General features: G+C 61.7%; 11 protein-coding genes and 1 pseudogene. 4 read left to right on the top strand and 8 right to left on the bottom strand.

Features of this window, described 5'->3' with window-relative positions; genetic code table 11:
* Nucleotides 1-143 precede the first annotated feature (143 nt).
* Entirely contained in the window at nt 144-4,322 is a 4,179-nt protein-coding gene (locus tag J3P79_RS11295) for a DUF5801 repeats-in-toxin domain-containing protein (RefSeq protein WP_434610497.1), read from the top strand.
* A gap of 82 nt (nt 4,323-4,404) precedes the next feature.
* On the opposite strand, the gene J3P79_RS11290 is transcribed toward J3P79_RS11295, so the two are convergent.
* From J3P79_RS11290 to J3P79_RS11265, 6 genes are all read right to left on the bottom strand, one after another.
* Nucleotides 4,405-5,124 carry a LuxR C-terminal-related transcriptional regulator gene (locus tag J3P79_RS11290; RefSeq protein ID WP_434610495.1) on the bottom strand — a complete coding sequence of 240 codons (720 nt, stop codon included), beginning with the start codon at nt 5,122-5,124 and terminating at the stop codon, nt 4,405-4,407.
* Nucleotides 5,125-5,557: 433 nt separating this feature from the next.
* Entirely contained in the window at nt 5,558-6,931 is a 1,374-nt protein-coding gene (locus J3P79_RS11285) for a TolC family outer membrane protein (RefSeq protein WP_434610493.1), read from the bottom strand.
* 2 nt (nt 6,932-6,933) lie between these two features.
* The gene (locus tag J3P79_RS11280) at nt 6,934-8,259 is read right to left on the bottom strand and encodes an HlyD family type I secretion periplasmic adaptor subunit (RefSeq protein WP_434610491.1); all 1,326 of its coding nucleotides are present in this window, start codon (nt 8,257-8,259) and stop codon (nt 6,934-6,936) included.
* A complete protein-coding gene (locus J3P79_RS11275) occupies nt 8,228-10,012 on the bottom strand; it encodes a type I secretion system permease/ATPase (protein ID WP_434610489.1) in 1,785 nt (594 codons plus the stop codon). Before J3P79_RS11275 ends, J3P79_RS11280 begins: the two co-directional genes overlap by 32 nt.
* 138 nt (nt 10,013-10,150) lie before the next feature.
* Nucleotides 10,151-12,151 (bottom strand): M10 family metallopeptidase C-terminal domain-containing protein, encoded by a 2,001-nt coding sequence (locus tag J3P79_RS11270; RefSeq protein ID WP_434610488.1) that lies wholly within the window; start codon nt 12,149-12,151, stop codon nt 10,151-10,153.
* 113 nt (nt 12,152-12,264) lie between these two features.
* Complete coding sequence (locus tag J3P79_RS11265; protein ID WP_434610486.1) at nt 12,265-13,188, bottom strand: LysR family transcriptional regulator; 924 nt, start codon at nt 13,186-13,188, stop codon at nt 12,265-12,267.
* 115 nt (nt 13,189-13,303) lie between these two features.
* Here J3P79_RS11265 and J3P79_RS11260 point away from each other — a divergent pair, with 115 nt between their 5' ends.
* Entirely contained in the window at nt 13,304-14,299 is a 996-nt protein-coding gene (locus J3P79_RS11260) for an aldo/keto reductase (RefSeq protein WP_434610484.1), read from the top strand.
* A gap of 71 nt (nt 14,300-14,370) precedes the next feature.
* On the opposite strand, the gene J3P79_RS11255 is transcribed toward J3P79_RS11260, so the two are convergent.
* Complete coding sequence (locus J3P79_RS11255; protein ID WP_434610482.1) at nt 14,371-15,066, bottom strand: tRNA (adenine(22)-N(1))-methyltransferase; 696 nt, start codon at nt 15,064-15,066, stop codon at nt 14,371-14,373.
* Between the two features lie 226 nt (nt 15,067-15,292).
* On the opposite strand from J3P79_RS11255, the gene J3P79_RS11250 reads away from it, so the two are divergent.
* Together J3P79_RS11250 and J3P79_RS11245 are read left to right on the top strand one after the other, a co-directional pair.
* The gene (locus tag J3P79_RS11250) at nt 15,293-16,039 is read left to right on the top strand and encodes a substrate-binding periplasmic protein (protein ID WP_434610481.1); all 747 of its coding nucleotides are present in this window, start codon (nt 15,293-15,295) and stop codon (nt 16,037-16,039) included.
* Between the two features lie 85 nt (nt 16,040-16,124).
* Nucleotides 16,125-16,286 (top strand): annotated as a pseudogene (locus tag J3P79_RS11245) (MFS transporter); the annotation flags it as partial.
* Between the two features lie 232 nt (nt 16,287-16,518).
* Here the strand turns inward: J3P79_RS11245 and J3P79_RS11240 are convergent.
* Nucleotides 16,519-17,370: a LysR family transcriptional regulator gene (locus J3P79_RS11240; protein ID WP_434610479.1), complete on the bottom strand. Its 852-nt coding sequence runs from the start codon at nt 17,368-17,370 to the stop codon at nt 16,519-16,521.
* Between the last annotated feature and the right edge of the window lie 59 nt (nt 17,371-17,429).

Below are 17,429 nucleotides of genomic sequence, written 5' to 3'. Positions count from 1 at the left end.
AGCGACCACGCGAGGGCCGACTAGTCCGAAACTCCCATGCCGACTGGGAGTATCGGCCGATGCACAATCACCCCGCGCTTATCCATAGTTGCGGTCAATGGTCAACGGTCAGGCCTTGATGACCGCATGCTCTGGAGAAAGTCATGACTATTCGCGAGCAAGACTCATCACTGCTGAGTGATCCGACCTCGCTAGACGCGGCAAGCGCCAACGACGACCTCGGCGTCGTGGCAACCGGCGTGAACGTCACCCTGGACGAAACCGCCAACCTGCAGAACGCCACCGCCACGCCCGCCCCGGTGGGAGACGCCGATGACAACGACATCCTGGCGGCCTCCCTGCCCTTGTCATTCGCCAGCCGCCTGACCGCGCTGGGTGCTGGAACGGCGACCGGCGCCGCCCTGAGTGGCTATACCGGCGCGGTGGGCGATACCGGCAGCGATGCCTTTACGATCAACGCCGCCCCTGGAGCACTCGTAACCGGCATCAGCTTCGTTGGCAGCGACGGCGCGCCCCTCGATGGGGTCGACAGTGGCTTGGACATTCTCGATGGCACCGACATCCTGCTGTACACCGATACCAACGACAATATCGTCCTCGGCCGGGCCGGCGGGCCAAACGGTGCGATTGTCTTCGCCGCGTACATCGACGAAACCGCAACCGGCGGCAAGATCTGGACGGTGCTCTACCAACCGCTGGCGCAACCGGACACCACCAACCCTGACGACGCGGTCAACCTGCTGGACAAAGTCTTCGTCGGTGCCAGCCAGGACCTGGAGTTCAGCCTGGCTGGCGCCCCTTCCGGGCAGAACCTGTTCCTGATGTACACCACGACGAACCCGACGACCGAGCTGGTCGACGGCGTGCTGCGGATCACCGACCCCACCATCATCGCCACCGGTAAAAACCCGGCCGACCAGTCCACCGGGGCCAACATCAATACCGGCGACACCATCAACACCAGCCAGGCCGGCGGGCCGACCACGTTCGGCACCAACAACCAGATGATCGTCGAGCAGGAAGGCATTCGTTATTCGTTCGTCACCGGTGCCCGGCAGGACATGACCATTCCCAACCTGGACCAGACCGAAGCTGACGTGGAGTCGAACATCGATTTCACCGACGTCTTCGATACCAAGATGGCCAATTTCGATGTGGTGCAATTGCAAAGCGGCAAGACGGCGGTGGTCAGGATCAGCGCCTTCAGCACCGCCTCTGAACCCGGGGCTGACTTCGTCAACGGCTATGCCGGTGATGCGGCCGTGGCAATCACCAACGTGCGCGTGATCAACATCGCTACCGGCGTGGTCGTCGAGAACTCGGACGGGACGGCCAACGACGCGGGTATCGTGATCAGCTTCAACGCCGGAGTGGCGACCATCACCGGGGTCCAGGCCGGCTACCAGATCGAATACACCACGACGGCGGACCATAATCGGGTATTGATCGAGAACGGCGCGGCGCTCGATGCCAAGGGCAATAACCACGCGGACTTCGACATCGGTGGCTTTACGCTGGTCCAGGCTTCGGTAGCCAAAACCGAAATCGGCTCGAAAATCATCTTTGAAGACGACGGGCCGAGCATCAGCACGACCGGCACCGAGCCAACGCTGGCCGTGGACGAGACCGTTCTGGCCACCAACGCCACGCAGAGCTTCGCGGCCAACTTCGTCTCCGCGTTCGGCGCCGACGGTGCCGGCACGCTGACCTATGCCTTGAGCGTGGTAGCAGGCGCTTCTGGCCTGACGGACACGGCCACCGGCGAGGCGGTCAATCTGTCCCTCAACGGCACGGTGGTGGAAGGCCGCACGGCGACGACCAATGAGCTGGCGTTTACCGTCAGCGTCGCCAGCAATGGCGAGGTCACGCTGGACCAACTCCGGGCCGTGGTGCATCCCGACACCACCGATCCCGATGACGCCACGACACTGACGTCCGATGACCTGGTCAAACTCACGGCCACCAAGACCGACGGGGATGGTGATAGCGTCCAGGCGACGCTCAATATCGGCCAGAACCTCTCGTTCGAGGACGACGGCCCCAGCATCAGCACCACGGGCACGGAACCCACGTTGACCGTCGATGAGACGGTACTGGCAACCGACGCCACGCAAAACTACGCCGCCAATTTCAACTCGTCCTACGGCGCGGACGGTGCCGGCACGCTGACCTATGCCTTGGGCGTGGTGGCGGGCGCTTCTGGCTTGACCGACACGGCTACCGGCGAAGCAGTCAACCTGTCGCTCAACGGCACGGTGGTGGAAGGCCGCACGGCCGTCAGCGACGCACTGGTGTTCACCGTCAGCGTCGCCACCAATGGCGACGTCACCCTGGATCAAGTCCGGGCGGTCGTCCACCCTGACGCCAGCAACCCCGATGATGCGGTGACGCTGACCTCGGACAACCTGGTCACGTTGACGGCGACCATCACCGACAAGGATGGCGACAGCACCCAATCGACGCTCAATATTGGCCAGAACCTCTCGTTCGAGGACGACGGCCCCAGCGTCAGCACCACCGGCACAGAGCCGACGCTGACGGTGGACGAGACTGTATTGGCGACCGATGCCACGCAAAACTTCGCGGCCAATTTCCTCTCGGCGTATGGCGCCGACGATGCCGGTACGCTGACGTACGCCTTGGGCGTGGTAGCGGGGCCTTCCGGCATGACCGACACGGCCACGGGCGAAGCGGTCAACCTGTCGCTCAACGGTAACGTGGTGGAAGGCCGTACGGCCATTACCAACCTGCTGGCGTTCACCGTCAGCGTCGCCACCAATGGTGACGTCACGCTGGACCAGATCCGGGCGATGGTGCATCCCGACCCGACCAATCCCGACGACGCCAAAAGCCTGTCCTCGGACAGCCTGGTCACGCTCACGGCGATCAAGACCGACAAGGACGGCGACAGCGCCCAGGCGACATTGAACATTGGCCAGAACCTGGTATTCGAGGACGACGGTCCATCCCTCGCGTTCGGCAACCTGGTCGGCACTGGCAGCGTCCTGCCGCAATACGGTTTCTGGAACCACTCGACCGGTGCCGACGGACTTGGCGCAACGGGTCTGGACATTACCCTGGTGAACGGCCAGTTCACCCTGGTCAGGCCGGACAATACGACCACCACCGGGACCGGTACGCTCACCGAACAGGCGCCCTCCCCGGACGGCAATGGCGCCTATCAGTTCGCGGGCACGTTGACCGGTGATTTCGACAACAATGCCGCCACGGCGGACACTGCGGTCGACTACACACTCACCGCCTACGCCGATGGCAGCTATGCGCTGGACCTGGTGCAGGGCTTCAGTTCGACGATCGTGCGCAGCAGCGCAGACGGTGCCCTCAGTGCCGGCGGCCCGGATTCGGTGCGCACCTTGCTGATCCCGGACACCAATGACCCAACCATCCCTTCGGCCTCCGAGGAAGTCGTGTTCTTCTCGGCGAAGGCCCTTGCGTCGACCGCCGACATCCTCACCGGCATCGGCATCGGACTCGCCGACCCCACCGAAGCTGCCCTGCAAACCACGCCACTGCCGTCGTACATCGACCCGGCGGCCATGAACGTCAGTACTTCCGGCATCGGGGTCGCCAACAACCTGCTCCAGGGCGACAACCTGGCCGCCATCGGCGCGGCCGATGAAAGCTTCGTCATCAACCCGGAGAGCCTGGTCTCGGGCATGAAGATCTTCATCGACAACTCCGTGGCCGGTTACAACACCGCGACCGAAGACCTGTATTTCCGGATCTACTACGAGGACGGCACCTTCTCCAACCTCATCGAAGTCAACACCCTCACGCCGGAGGCCGGCGGACAGGTGTCCTTCGAGATCGAGCGCGAGGGCTCGGTGATGATCGACGCGGTCCAGCTCACGATGGCCCGTGGCGCGATCAAGATCCCGGTGATCCAGTTCATCCAGGAAACCGAGAACCTGGCCAGCGATGTCCAGTTGAGCTTCAACGCGACCCTGACGGACAAGGACGGTGACACGGCGACGAGCACCTTCGATGCCAACCTGTTCGCCGACACGCCCGACGACGCGTTGTACAACTACACGCTGGCCGGCACGGGGGGCGAGCGCGATGCGTTCAACGTCGACCTGTCGTTCACCGAGAATGCGTATCAGGTGACCGGCTTCGATGTCAGCCAGGATCTGCGCGATACCTTGGTGCTCAACGGCGACCAGGGCGCGGTGGTCCAGTCGATCGACAACGGCGGAGCGGACAGCATCGTGACGGTTGCCGAAACCGGAGGACAAATCACCACCATCACGCTGGTCGGGGTGGACCTGCTCGGCAGCGACGTGGTGTTGGGCGCCGCCTGAACGTAACGCGAGCATGAAAAATGCGGGGAGGACCTGGAAATCCTCCCCGCATTGTTTTTCCGGACCTGCCCATCGTGTCGGCTCAGTCCAGTTCCACCCAGGTGGACTCGGGGGGATCCTCGTTATTGGTCAGCCCGTGCTTGAGGGCGTACATCAGCAAGTCGATCCGGTTGATGAGATTGAGCTTCTGGTAAATGTTGCTGAGGTGGTTGTGCACGGTGTGCTCGCTGATGCCCAGGCGCCCCGCGATGCTGATGTACTTGGCGGACGGGTCGCCGACGATGGCCCGAATCAGCTCTCTCTCGCGCAGGGTCAGTCGCGCCTGCTTCGCCTGCTCCAGATTGCACTGGGTGGGTACATGACCCATCGTGGCATAGCCTGAAAGCCCTCCGGCCCAAGCCCTGTCCGACCCGGTGTCGCGGTGATGAACCTTGATGATCGCGCGAATGATCGATTCCGTCGGGTCTTCCGCCAACACGACACCCCGCGCGCCCGCCTCGATTGCCTGGGCAACGGGAACGGCTTCGTACAATCCCTTGAGCACCAGCACTTTCATCTCGGTGCTGCGGGTGAGCCCGGCGACGACCTCCAACGGATTCAGCGCGTCGGGAAAGAAGCTGAAAAAGATCACGTTGGGGTGCAATTGGTCGGCGAGATCCAGGGCGTTGGTATAGGTGGAGGCTTGGCCGCTGACTTCCATCTGGGGTTTCCTGGCGTTGATCAGGTCGTGCAATCCCCTCAATACAAGGGGGCGACAATCGATCAGCAACACGCGTATCGAGCTTCGGTGGTCCGGTCTCATATTGATAACCCCCCCTTGAACAACAAACGATGGGGTTCATCCTGTGAACCAACGGCAAATGTGCCTGTATGAAGCAGCCGAACAAGACCATGAAACGATTCAAACGGGAATAATTATCAACGACTTACACATGATCATGCGTTGCGCTTGGGTCCGTAGCCTGAGTCTAGGTCAGCCTGACGCAACGCCATACCGCTGGGTGGGCGTTGGTTGATGCAGCTTGGAACCCACGGGCTGGACGTATTTTGCAAGATTGAAAGATGTCTATCGGAATCAAACAGTTAGTTCTGGCGGAAGCGGATAAACAGGCAGGGCGAAGCCTGAGCGGCTTGTCAATTAATCGACGAGTGGTGCGACAGGGCTCGTAAGTGCAAGTATTGCGTCAACTTATGGGCGAGTAGGCAGCCGCTTTTTCCTTGCGAAGTGTCCCCAATCAACGAAAATCCTGCCCAGCGCTGCCAGGGCTCAGCCAGCCATTGACGTTTTCGATACCGTCGGCCGGTGGTCTACCCGCCCAGCGGTTGAGGGTCAGCACGTTGCTGAGAAACTCGTATTGGGTCTTGAGCAGATCCCGTCGAGCGCGAAATTCGTTGCGCACGCTCGCGAGCACATCGACCGAATTGACCATCCCGTAGCTCAGCGCCTTTTCCGCCGCCACCCTGGACAACTGTGCCGATTCCAGCGCCAGCCGGTTCGCGCCGATTTTCTCCCCGTTGGAGTTGGCGGTGAGATACGCGTTGGTGATCTCCTTGACCACCCGGCGCCGGACGGCTTCCAGCTGTTGCTCGGCGACCACCTGGTCTTGATACAACCCTCGGACCCGCGCCGAGGTCGAGCCGCCGCTGTACAACGGCACCTGCACACCGATGCCCGCGACATAGCTATCCGTGCGGGGAGCCAGCGAGTTGTTGTAGCCCTCGTTGGTCTGTTGCGCGCTCAGGTTGAGGCTCAGGGTCGGATAGTGCCCGCCCTTGCCGCTGCGCAGCGCCGCGCCTGCCGCCTCGACACCGCTCTCGTTGGCCTTGAGCGCCGGATTGAAGGCGATGCCATCGCGGACCCAGCTCTCCAGGCTCTGTGCCGATACTTGCAGTTGCAGGTCACTGCGAATCCGGTCGAGCCGCTCCTTGACCGGCCGCCCGACAATCTCTGCCAGTGCTTCGCGGCTGAGGCTGGCCTGGTTGCGGGCGTCCAGTTCTTGCGCCGAAAGCAGGTCCACCCTGGCTTTGAGGTCGAGTTGGTCGGTGATCAAGGCCATCTGTTTCTCGTACAGCGCATTGACCCGGTCCAGGCTCTTTTGCGTGGTGCGACGCTCGGCCCTCACCAGCTCCAATTCATCCTCGGCTGCCAACGCGGTGAAATAGCGCTGGGCCAGTTCCACGGCGGCTTCGGCCTGGGTGTCGAGCGCTTGCGATTCGGACTGCCTGGCCAGGCTCTTGAATTTTTGATAGTTCTCCCACGCCGCCTTGTTGTAGAGATACTGACGCAGCACCAGACCATAGCTCTCGCTGTCGTAACTGCGCTCCACCAAATCGCTTTGCTGATGGATTCGGTTCGACCCGGCATTGAAGGACAGTTGCGGTAACAGCGCGCCCTTGGCCTCGCGCTGATGCTCGGTTCCCGCCTGGGCTTGTGCATAGGAGGCGAGCACCTGCGGGTCCTCCAGCCGCGCCTCGCGATACAACTGCATAAGGTCGGTGGAAAACGTCGAGGCGCTTACCCCAGGGGGCACCGCGACCTCGGTTTGCGCCACGGCGACGCCCACCGCGAACACCCAGACACTGCCCAGCAACGCGGCCGACGTGACCATGGTCATTCCTCGATCATCGATTGGGAAAGCGCATTGCGCGCCGGCTGCATCAGGTACTGCAGCAGCGTGCGTTGCCCGGTGATAATCAACACGTCCGCCGGCATCCCTGGCAGCAACTTGCGCTCACCCAAGGTTTGCGCGCCCTCCTGGGTCACTCGCACCCGCACCAGGTAATAGGCCGTCCCCGTCTTTTCATTGGTCATCCGATCGGCCGAGACGCTGCTGACCTGGCCTTCGATCACCGGTGTAGTCGCGCTGTTGAAGGCGCCGAAACGGATGTCCGCCCGCTTGCCGATGGCGATGCGGTCGATATCCACCGGCGCGACCTGGGCCTCTATCACCAGGTCGGAAATCGAAGGAACAATGTCCAGCAATGGCGTGGCCGGCCGCACCACGCCGCCGATGGTGTGCACCGTCATGTCGATCACCATGCCGGCGTCGGGCGCGCGGATGACCACGCGGCTGAGCCGGTCCTCCAGGGCCGAGGTTTGTTCTTGGAGGTCGTAGATCTTGGTTTGTACTTCGGCCAGTTGCTTGACGACCTCGGCACTGAATTCCTTGTCCACCTGGAGGATCTGCAACTGTGTTTCGCTGATTTGCAGACGCGTCCGGTCGATGGTCGAGCGGTGGTCGGCGACTTCCGAACGCAGCAGTCCCAACTTGCGTTCCTGCTCGAGCAAGCGCTGCTTGTCGACGAAGCCTTGCTTGAGCAGTTCGGACAAGTCGCTGATTTCGCCGCTGTAGGATTTCTCCAGCTTGACCTTGGCGCCGACCATCGATTCCAGGCCCTTGATCTGTTGCCGGAACTGGCCGATGCGCTCGCGCAGCACGGCGATCTGGCCCAGTCGCGAGTTCTGCCGGGCGCTGAACACATGGCTTTCGCCCTGGCGCGCCTCCATGCCCCGCAGGTTTTGCGGCTCGCTCATCTCGCCAAAACCCACCGTCGCCGACATGTCGCGCTCGGCGATGAGCCTCGCCTCCATCGCCCGGGCCGCCAGCAGTTGGCTTCGGGTCATCTCGTATTCAAAGCGCAGTTGCGCGTCGTCCAGGATGATCAGCGGATCGTCGCGTTTGACGATGTCCCCGTCATGGGCAAGCACCGCCTTGACGATGCCGCCCTCCAGATGCTGGACGGTCTTGCGATAAGCCTGCACGGTGACGACACCGGGTGCATAAGCGGCGCCGTCGAGTGGCGCGATGGCCGCCCAGGTGCCGAACAGGCCGAAGATCAGCCCTACGATGATCACCCCCAGGCGTCGGATCTTGTGGTCGGATATAGGCAGGTCGGCGAAGCTGTCAATTGGACGAATGGGCACCACAGGGTTCATCGGAATCACCCTTGCCGGCGTCGACCGAAGCCGCGCTGGAACTTGCGGGTACGGCTGGCGTCTGTGCCTGCTGTCGCTGCGCGTTGAGTTCGGCCAGGACATGCTCGCGAGGCCCATAGACACTGATGACACCGGCGTTCAACACCATCAGTCGGTCGAGTTGCGACACGATGTTGGTCCGGTGGGTAATGACGAATAAGGTCGCGCCGGTCAGCTTGAGTTGCTGCACGGCGGCGGCCAGCGCGCGGTCACCGACGTCGTCAAGATTGGAGTTGGGTTCGTCGAGGACGATCAGCCGCGGGTTTCCGTACAGGGCCCGCGCCAGGCCGATGCGCTGGCGTTGTCCCGCCGACAGCATGATGCCCTCGCTGCCCAGCACGGTGTCGTAGCCATCGGGTAATTGCAGGACCATCTCGTGCACGCCGGCGGTCATGGCCGCCAGGATGACTTTCGCCGAATCGACCTCGGCGAAACGGGCGATGTTCTCGCCGACGGTGCCTTCGAACAATTCAATGTCCTGGGGCAAATAACCGATGTAGGGACCCAATTCCTGTTTGTCCCAGGCACTGATATCCGCGCCATCGAGCCGAATCACCCCCAGTTGTGGTGGCCACACTCCGATCAGGGCCCGGGCCAGGGTCGACTTGCCCGCCGCGCTTGGGCCGATGATGCCGACCGTGCATCCGGCCGGCGTACTGAAACTGATGTTCCTGATGATCGCAGTCCTGGAACCCGGTGCGGCGACAACCAGGTTCTCGACCCGCACGTCCCCCTGTGGCGCCAGCAAAGGCATGCGCTCGGGTTGCGCCTGCTGCTTGCCGAGGATGTCGTTCAGGCGGCTGTACTGTGAGCGCGCGGCGATAAACCCTTTCCAACTGCCGATGATCAGATCGATAGGCGCCAATGCGCGCCCCAGCAGCACCGCCCCCGCGAATACCAGGCCGGCGCCCACTTGATGGTCCACGGCCAGGTAGGCGCCGAGCCCCAGCACCAGCGATTGGACGAGGAGCCGGAAGGTGCGTGACAGCGTGCTGATGATCGCGCCTCTGTCGCTGGCCAACGACTGCTGCATCAGCACGTTGCGCTGGCGCCGTCCCCAACGGTCGATCAGCGTTTCAAGCATGCCCATGGACTCGATGACTTCGGCGTTGCGCAGGTTTTTCGTCGTGTCGAGCGTCGCCCCGATGTGCTCCTTGTTGGCCTGGGCCAGTGCCGGTCCGGTCAGCCGCTCGTTGAGGAAGGCGAGCGCCAGCAACAATAGGGCGCTGGCGGTGGCTACCCAGCCAAACCAGGGGTGGAAAAGGAACATCACCGCGATATAGATCGGTAACCAGGGCGCATCGAAAAAAGCGAACAGCCCGTTGCCGGAAAGAAATTGCCGCAAGCCTGTCAGGTCGTTCAACGACTGGGCAGAGGCATCCATGCCGCCGCTGTCCAGGGCCCGCTTGAAACTGGCCTTGTAGACCTGGCGGCCAAGCAGCACATCCAGCCGTGTGCTGACCCGGACCATGACACGCGAACGGATCCATTCCAGGGAGCCAAGCGTGATCACCAGTGTGGTCATGATCAGCGTCAGCATCGCCAATGTCGTGAGGCTTCCACTGGTGATCACGCGCTCGTACACCTGGAGCATGTAGAAGGTCGGGACAAGCATCAGCGCGTTGATGAAAAAGCTGAAAAACCCGACAGAAATGAAACTGTCCCGGCAGGCTTGCAGTGCTTTTTTCAGACTGTTTTCAGGTGCGCTTCGCATTGAAACCCCCTGCCCGAGAGACCCTCTTCTGGAGCGTAGATCATGGCGGGCAAGGGTGTATTGCGATTGGCCAGAATGTTTTCGGATCCAAGCCAATCCCCGGCGACAGCGGGGACCAGGGATTGAATGAATGGCCTGCTAGCCGAATTGCTCCGGGGCAGCCACGCCCAGCAGTTGTAGCTCGGTGAAGGCGTCGTCGCTGGAGGCAAAGATAAAGTTGTTGTCGCTCAGTTCCGAAGCCACATTGCCCTCCAGGGTGATCTCGAACCGGCGCCCTTCTTCATCGGCGCTGTAGCTTTTCAAGTAGGTCCGCTGGCCATCTTCGCTGACAACCGCTCGCAGCGATGTGTAGTAACCGCTCCAGAGTTCGGTGAAACCCAACGCCGACACATCGATCTTGTCGGTGAGCGGATTGAAATCGGTGATCCGATCCTGGAAGTTACCGTCCGCCGTGCGAAAGCTGTCCTCGAGGGAGTCGTAGCGAAATACATCCGAACCCTCGCCGCCACTGAGCACGTCACGTCCCAGCCCGCCATCGATGACATCGTGCCCATTGCCGCCCGAAACGACATCGTTGCCGGCACCGGCGAGTAGCTCGTCGCCGACTACCGAGCCCACCAGACGGTCGGCTGAGTCCGTCCCCTGGACCCGTTGCGGCGCGAATACCACGTTCGTTTCGTTGAGTGCCTGGGCCAGGTCGCCGTCCAGGGCCAGTTCGAAACGATGGCCCTGCCAGTTCGCTTCGAAGCTTTTCAGATAGGTTCGCGTCCCGGCCTCATTGACCTGCACCGCCAGGGTTGCGTCCAATCCATTGCCGAACCCGCTGAAACCCAGCGACGTCAAATCGATGCGATCCAGGTTGGCGTCGAAATCGGCGATGCGATCGCTGACCACTTGGCCGTCGATGCGATAGCTGTCGCCGATGGCGCTGATCCGAAAGACATCGGCACCGGCGCCGCCCTCCAGCACGTCCCGTTGCCCGGCGCCGTCGAGCAAGTCGGCACCGTCATGACCGCTGAGTCGTTCCGGGATATAGCTTCCTGACAGGACATCATCGCCCTGCCCTCCGTCGATGCGCGGCAAGACACCTTCAAGGGCGCCGAAGGTGGTGTCGAGCGTGCCGTCAGGGTTGAGCCGGATGAGGCTGAAATCAGGGTTGCCGAAATAGGTGCTCTGCCCGGCCACGAGGATTTTTCCGTCCGCCAGGACGGTGATGTCCCGGGCCATATCCCGGTCCCCGGTCAGGTCGATCACCGCTACGCCAGCGTTGCCGAAACGGGTGTCCAGGGAGCCGTCCTGATTCAGCCGGATGATCTTGAAATCGAAACCGCTGCCCTCTTGTTCGCCGCCACCGGCCAACAGGATCTTGCCATCGGCTTGGACGGTGACGGAGGCTGCCAGGCCTGCCACCTGCGTGTCGGCCAGGCCATCCACCCCGAAACTGCTGTCCAGGCTGCCGTCGGCATTCAAGCGCGCGACTACCATTTCGCCGTTGTAACCCGGCACCAGTAATTTGCCATCCGCTTGCAGCGTGAATCCGTACCCCTCCAGCGCGCCAATGTCTGGGATGTTGAATTCGATGGCGTTGCCGCCATTGAACGTCGAGTCCACCGTCCCGTCGGCATTGAGGCGACTGACCGAAAAAAGATTTTCGTAGCTGTCACGATTCGACACGAGGATCTTGCCATCCGGCTGTACCGTGGCACTGGCATAATCGCCCCAAGCCGCCGGCACGATGGCTTTACCGTCGATACCAAACCCCTGGTCCACGGTGCCGTCGGTATTGATCCGGATCATGGCGATGCCGGACGTGAATTGCGGATAGACCAGCAGATATTTCCCATCCGGTTGCACGGCCGCGCTGTAGCCTTCCCCCGGGTAAATATCATGGGGAAGCTGCGTCTTGCCATCGTCGCTGAAGGTCGTATCGGGGGTGCCGTCGGCGTTGAAGCGCATCAGCGAGGTCCGGTAGCCTTCGTATTCCCAGTCCTTGTCCACTCCTGTCATGCCCGCCAGCCATATCTTGCCGTCCGGGGCCACCGCGATTTTCTTGGTGTCGTTGTAGCCGTCAAGGTCGACAAAGGTCTTGCCGGTGCCCGCTCTCGGCGTCAATCCTGCGGTGCTGTCTGCGTTGTCCATGCTGAGCCTCATGTGTGGATGGGAAACTCCGGAAAATTTCGCACCTTACAAAATAGCCCCTCATGCCAGCTTCGCCAGTTTTGGATCCATCAGCGCAACGCCCGTTTCAAGCCTCACACTTTCTCCATCAACTCGCCTTGCACGTCCGCCGCGCCATGCAGCAACTCGATCACCCAGTCGATGAACACCCGCACCCGGGGCGACAACTGTCGATGGGGTTGATAGACCACCGAAATCGGCCATGACGGCACCGGATGTTCAGCCAATACTTGCACCAGGCGCCCCTCGGCCAACTGCCGCTGGACGTGATAACGCGGCGCCTGGATCAAGCCGAGCCCCGCTTCGCAAGCCGCCACGTAGGCGTCGGCATTGTTGACGGTCAGTTCGGACGGCAAGTGCAGCTCGCGCACCTGCCCCGCCGCCTCGAACTCGAACGGAAAGAAGCGCCCGTTGCCGGCCGCAAAACCAATGGCGCGGTGCTCAGCCAGTGCTTCAAGTCGCTGCGGAGTGCCCGCGCGAGCCAGATACCCGGGGCTGGCGCAGGTCACTTGATGCAGCCGCACGATAGGCCGCGCAACCAGAGCCTGGTCGACGATAGTGCCGGCCCGGATGGCGCAATCGACACCTTCGCGTTGCAGGTGTACTTGGCGGTCGTGGAAACCCAGGTCCAATTGCAGTTGCGGGTAGCGCCGATAGAACGTCGGCAGGTTCGGCACGATCCAGGTGCAGCCGAAGGCGATGGGCATGTCTACGCGCAAGGTGCCCCGAGGTTGGCTTCGTTGCGTGGAAACCGAGTTCTCCAAATCATCCAGCTCGTCCAGCAATTGGCCGCAGCGCTGGTAATAGGCTTCGCCATCGAGGGTGGCACGCACTTGTCGGGTGGTGCGCTGCAGCAGTTGCACGCCCAGGTGACTTTCCAACTGCTGGATCAACAGGCTGACGGTGGCCCGAGGCAGCCCCAGGTCATCGGCTGCCCGGCCAAAACCACCCAACTCGACGATGCGCCGGAAAACTTGCATTGCCTGTAATCGGTCCATGGTTCTCGGCTCACTATTTAGAAATCACGAATAGTTAAACCAAAAACCTTGGCTTTATCCAGAAATCCTATTTGCGGAGACTGACCACGTCATTTCAATTCGAAGGAACACTCTGATGATCACACGCCAACTCGGCCACCAAGGCCCACATGTCAGCGCCATCGGCCTGGGCTGCATGGGCATGTCTGACTTCTACACCACCGGCGCGGATGAGCGAGAGGCGATCGCCACGCTCCATCGGGCCATCGAGCTCGGCGTAACGCACTTCGACACCGCCGACATGTACGGGCCGTACACCAACGAAGAGCTGCTTGGACGGGCCTTGCGTGGCAAGCGGGAGGGGATTTTCCTGGCGAGCAAGTTCGGCTTGGTGCGCAGCGACGATCCACACGCCAGGGGCGTCAATGGACGCCCCGAATATGTTCGGCAATCGGTCGACGGCAGCCTCAAGCGCCTCGAAACCGATTACCTCGATCTCTACTACCAGCACCGTATCGACCCGCAGGTGCCAGTCGAAGAAACGATTGGGGCCATGGCTGAGTTGGTCAAGGCCGGCAAGGTCCGCCACATCGGCATTTCAGAAGCCAGCGCCGAAACCATCCAGCGTGCCCACACCGTGCATCCCCTTGCGGCGGTGCAAAGCGAATATTCGCTGTGGTCAAGGGAGCCGGAGCACAACGGCGTGCTCGAAACCTGCCGGCGCCTGGGGATCGCTTTTGTTGCCTATAGCCCATTGGGGCGTGGCTTTCTGACCGGTGAACTGAAGACCCCGGATGATTTCGCCGTCGACGACTATCGGCGTTTCAACCCACGTTTCCAGGCTGAGAATTTCTATCGCAACCTTGAGCTGGTCGAACGGGTCCGGACCATGGCCGAGCAGAAACACATGACTGCCTCGCAATTGGCCTTGGCTTGGGTGCTGGCCCAGGGAAGCAACGTCACCGCCATTCCAGGCACCAAGCAGCGTCGATACCTGGAGAGTAATGTCGCCGCCGCTGATGTTCACCTGAGCAGCGATGACCTGAATCATCTCGACGCTATTTTCGCCCCTGAAGGCGCCGTGGCCGGGGCCCGCTACAGCGCTGAGGTGATGACCTTGCTGAACGGTTGAAGCGGTTGAAACAGACAGCGACCGGCCCATAGCCGATTGGATCGGATTCACTTCATCGTGATTCGCCGGACTCACGCCAGCAGCTTGCTGATCCACCGGACTTGTTGTGCGACTTCCTGCACTTTCTCTTCAGCCACAGCCTGCTGCGCCCGGGTGAAACTGGCCAAGGTCTTTTGCTTGAGGCGCAGCATGCGTTGCCATTTGGCGAGGAATACCGAGGTGCGAGCCTGTAGTTGCAACGGACCGAAGTACAGCTCCTCGGCGCTGTACCGCACCGGTCCGTCGCGCTCGGCGACAATGATTTCGTAGTAGAAGCGGTTCTCCTGCAATACCTCTTCGCGCAGGATGCGGTAGTCGTTGTCCATCAACCATCGGCGCAGGGGCTGTTCGCCGCCATTAGGCTGGAGGATCAAGCGTTCCCTGCCGCTCAGGTGACGCTTGCCGCTGTCGAGAATGTCGCGAATCGTCTCGCCGCCCATGCCGCACACACTGATCGCCGTGATGCCGTCCGCCGGCTCGATCGCTTCCAGGCCGTTGGCCAGGCGCACGCTGATTTGTTCGTCCAGGCCACTTTCACGCACTGTGCGTTCAGCCGAGCGCAACGGCGTTAACGCCACCTCCCCCGCCACCGCCGCCGTGATCACCCCTCGGTTGATCAATGCCACCGGCAAGTAGCCGTGGTCCGAGCCGATATCGGCCAGGCGCGCCCCTTTTGGCACGAGCCCCGCCACGCGTTCGAGGCGCATGGACAATGTCTGTTCGTTCAAGCTTCCAGTCCTGTTTTCTGTCGCCCATGTGGCGACTGCCTTGGCGAGGCTTGGCATTTTATCAGCGGTGGAAGATAAAAGTTGTCAGCGGCGACGTTTGCGGCAATGTGCGAATCAACTGAGGGATCGTTCGCACAACGAAGCTGTTGCAAATATCAGGCACCCGATTGGGTCTATGCTTGTCTTGGGTTCGCCAGGAACGGCGCACCGTCCATCAGGAGAACACGTGAAGCATTCGATGCCCGCCGCAGCGCTGCTCTGCCTGTTGCTCGGTTCAGCGACCGCAGACGAGCAATATCAGGTCGTCACTGAGGAATGGGCGCCCTACAACTATGTAGAACATGACCAAGTCACCGGCATGACCACGGAAATCGTCCGGGCCATCATGAGGCTGACCGGCGACCATTTCGAAATCTCGGTGCAACCCAGCATGCGCGCCACGCAGGTATTGAAGAATCGGCCCAAGACCATCATGTACTCGCTGTTCCGCACACCGGAGCGCGAGCCGCTGTACAAGTGGGTCGGGCCAATAGTGGAAGAATCCATCCACGCCTACCAGCGGGCCGACTCGCCACCGATCAATACCCTGGAACAACTGCTGCACGCCCCGCAGATCACCACGCGGCATGCGGGCCTGGTGCCTCAGACGTTGCAATCGCTGGGCTTCAACAATCTGGATAAAAGTGCGACCGAAAGCAGGCTGCTCTACCGCATGCTGCTGGCCGGACGAACCAGCATCATTGTCGGCGACACCGCTGCCGGAGTGGCGTATTACAGCCGCCAGTTGGACATCGCCCCGGGCACCTTGCGCAAGATTCCCATCGAGCTTTACCGCTCATCGCTGTACATCGCCTTCAGCACCGACAGCGACGACCAAGTGATCGCCGCGTGGAGCAAGGCGCTGGAACAACTGCGCCGGTCTGGAGAATTGACACGCATCCAACAGCGCTATGAGCAACCTGTCCAATCCTGAAATGACTCGCTCGGTTCAAGGCTCCCCGGGAATGCGCCTGACCCTGTGGCAATCCCATGGCTGCAATTTCTGACCGTTCGACGCGCGGACCAGGGGCCTGTTCGCACTGCTGATCTTCGCCGCATTTTCCGTGCTGTGGACGGCTATGGTGCTACCGTTGAGCGCCCCGCCGCTGTCGCTGTCCCACACCGCCATCGGCCTGTTTGGCCTGGCCGGGGTTGCCGGCGCGCTGGCGGCCAGGAGAGCGCGCTCGGTGCCGCCGCCGCGCCCCAGGTTTATGCACACTGGGGCTGGGCCGCAGTCAGTTGGCTGGGCGGGTTGATCAGTCTTGGCGCGTTGGTTGTGTGGGCAGTTTCGGTCTATCGACCCCAGACAGTCGCTCGCTTATCCTGCCCTATACGATCCTTCACATCAGGCCGTCCGAAGAATAGCGTCAGGGGCGCGGAACGCTAAGTCCCAAGGCCACATAAAGCCTTTCCCTACAGCCGAAAACGCTGTTGCATGGCCTCGCCAAGCAGATCGATCGCTTCTTCGGTATACGAGGCTTCTGACCGCATGAACACCACCTCGTGGTCCGGGATCACCGGCAGATCACTGAGGATCCGCATATTCTTCGTCACCCGGCCACGGTCGATCAGGCTGATCGCCAACCCGGCTTCCACGCACGCCTTGACGGCCTGGTTCGATGGGCTTTCCAGGACGATTCGCACCCTGCGCCCGGTTTGCCGGAGCGCCTGCAGCATGATTTGGCGGTAAGGGCATTGCGGCGCATGCACGGCTAGCGCAAGGGGCTCCGTCAAACTCGCCGTTGCGTGTATGGCCGCGACCCAGACTGGCGTGGTGGTGACCAGGACCTCCTCGGCCTGCCGTTGCCCCTTCGGCAGGGTGAGCACGGCGGCTTGGAGCTTGCCGCGCTGCACCTGTTCACGCAGCGCGTAGCTGGGCGCGGTCTTGAGTTCCAGGATCACGTTGGGCCAGGCTGCCGTGAACGTCGGCAGAATGTCGCGAATGACGTGGTCCGCATATTCGTCCGGCACGCCGAGCGTGATGCGTCCCGCCAATCGTGTGCCGTGGAGATCGGCGAGCACACGGTCGTGGGTCGCGAGCAGCTCCGTGGTGGAAATGAGCAAGCGCTTGCCCAGGGCGGTCAGGGAGACCGCCTGATTGTCACGGTTCAGCAAGCGCCCCCCGGCGACGGCTTCCAATCGCTGAATGTGGACGCTCACCGCCGCCGGACTTTTGTGAAGCTGCTCCGCCGCGCCGCTGAACTTGCCCAAGCGTGCGACCGCATGAAAGGTCCGGATCAGTTCGATATCCAGTATGGCTGTCATGGTTCAACCTTTTTGAACAACTGCTACAGGTTATTTTGATTTATTAGATTAGGCTGCTT

This window comes from Pseudomonas sp. R1-7 (genome assembly GCF_051132105.1).
In the GTDB taxonomy this organism is placed as follows: Bacteria; Pseudomonadota; Gammaproteobacteria; order Pseudomonadales; family Pseudomonadaceae; genus Aquipseudomonas.
The sequence above is the reverse complement of the archived record's forward strand: the minus strand, read 5'-3'. Positions and strand labels throughout refer to the sequence as shown.

What these genes read in the sequence shown, in the direction of transcription:
- J3P79_RS11295 (WP_434610497.1), top strand. Translation starts at nt 144, where the DNA reads ATGACTATTCGCGAGCAAGACTCATCACTGCTGAGTGATCCGACCTCG.
- J3P79_RS11290 (WP_434610495.1), bottom strand. Translation starts at nt 5,124, where the DNA reads ATGAGACCGGACCACCGAAGCTCGATACGCGTGTTGCTGATCGATTGT.
- J3P79_RS11285 (WP_434610493.1), bottom strand. Translation starts at nt 6,931, where the DNA reads ATGGTCACGTCGGCCGCGTTGCTGGGCAGTGTCTGGGTGTTCGCGGTG.
- J3P79_RS11280 (WP_434610491.1), bottom strand. Translation starts at nt 8,259, where the DNA reads ATGAACCCTGTGGTGCCCATTCGTCCAATTGACAGCTTCGCCGACCTG.
- J3P79_RS11275 (WP_434610489.1), bottom strand. Translation starts at nt 10,012, where the DNA reads ATGCGAAGCGCACCTGAAAACAGTCTGAAAAAAGCACTGCAAGCCTGC.
- J3P79_RS11270 (WP_434610488.1), bottom strand. Translation starts at nt 12,151, where the DNA reads ATGGACAACGCAGACAGCACCGCAGGATTGACGCCGAGAGCGGGCACC.
- J3P79_RS11265 (WP_434610486.1), bottom strand. Translation starts at nt 13,188, where the DNA reads ATGGACCGATTACAGGCAATGCAAGTTTTCCGGCGCATCGTCGAGTTG.
- J3P79_RS11260 (WP_434610484.1), top strand. Translation starts at nt 13,304, where the DNA reads ATGATCACACGCCAACTCGGCCACCAAGGCCCACATGTCAGCGCCATC.
- J3P79_RS11240 (WP_434610479.1), bottom strand. Translation starts at nt 17,370, where the DNA reads ATGACAGCCATACTGGATATCGAACTGATCCGGACCTTTCATGCGGTC.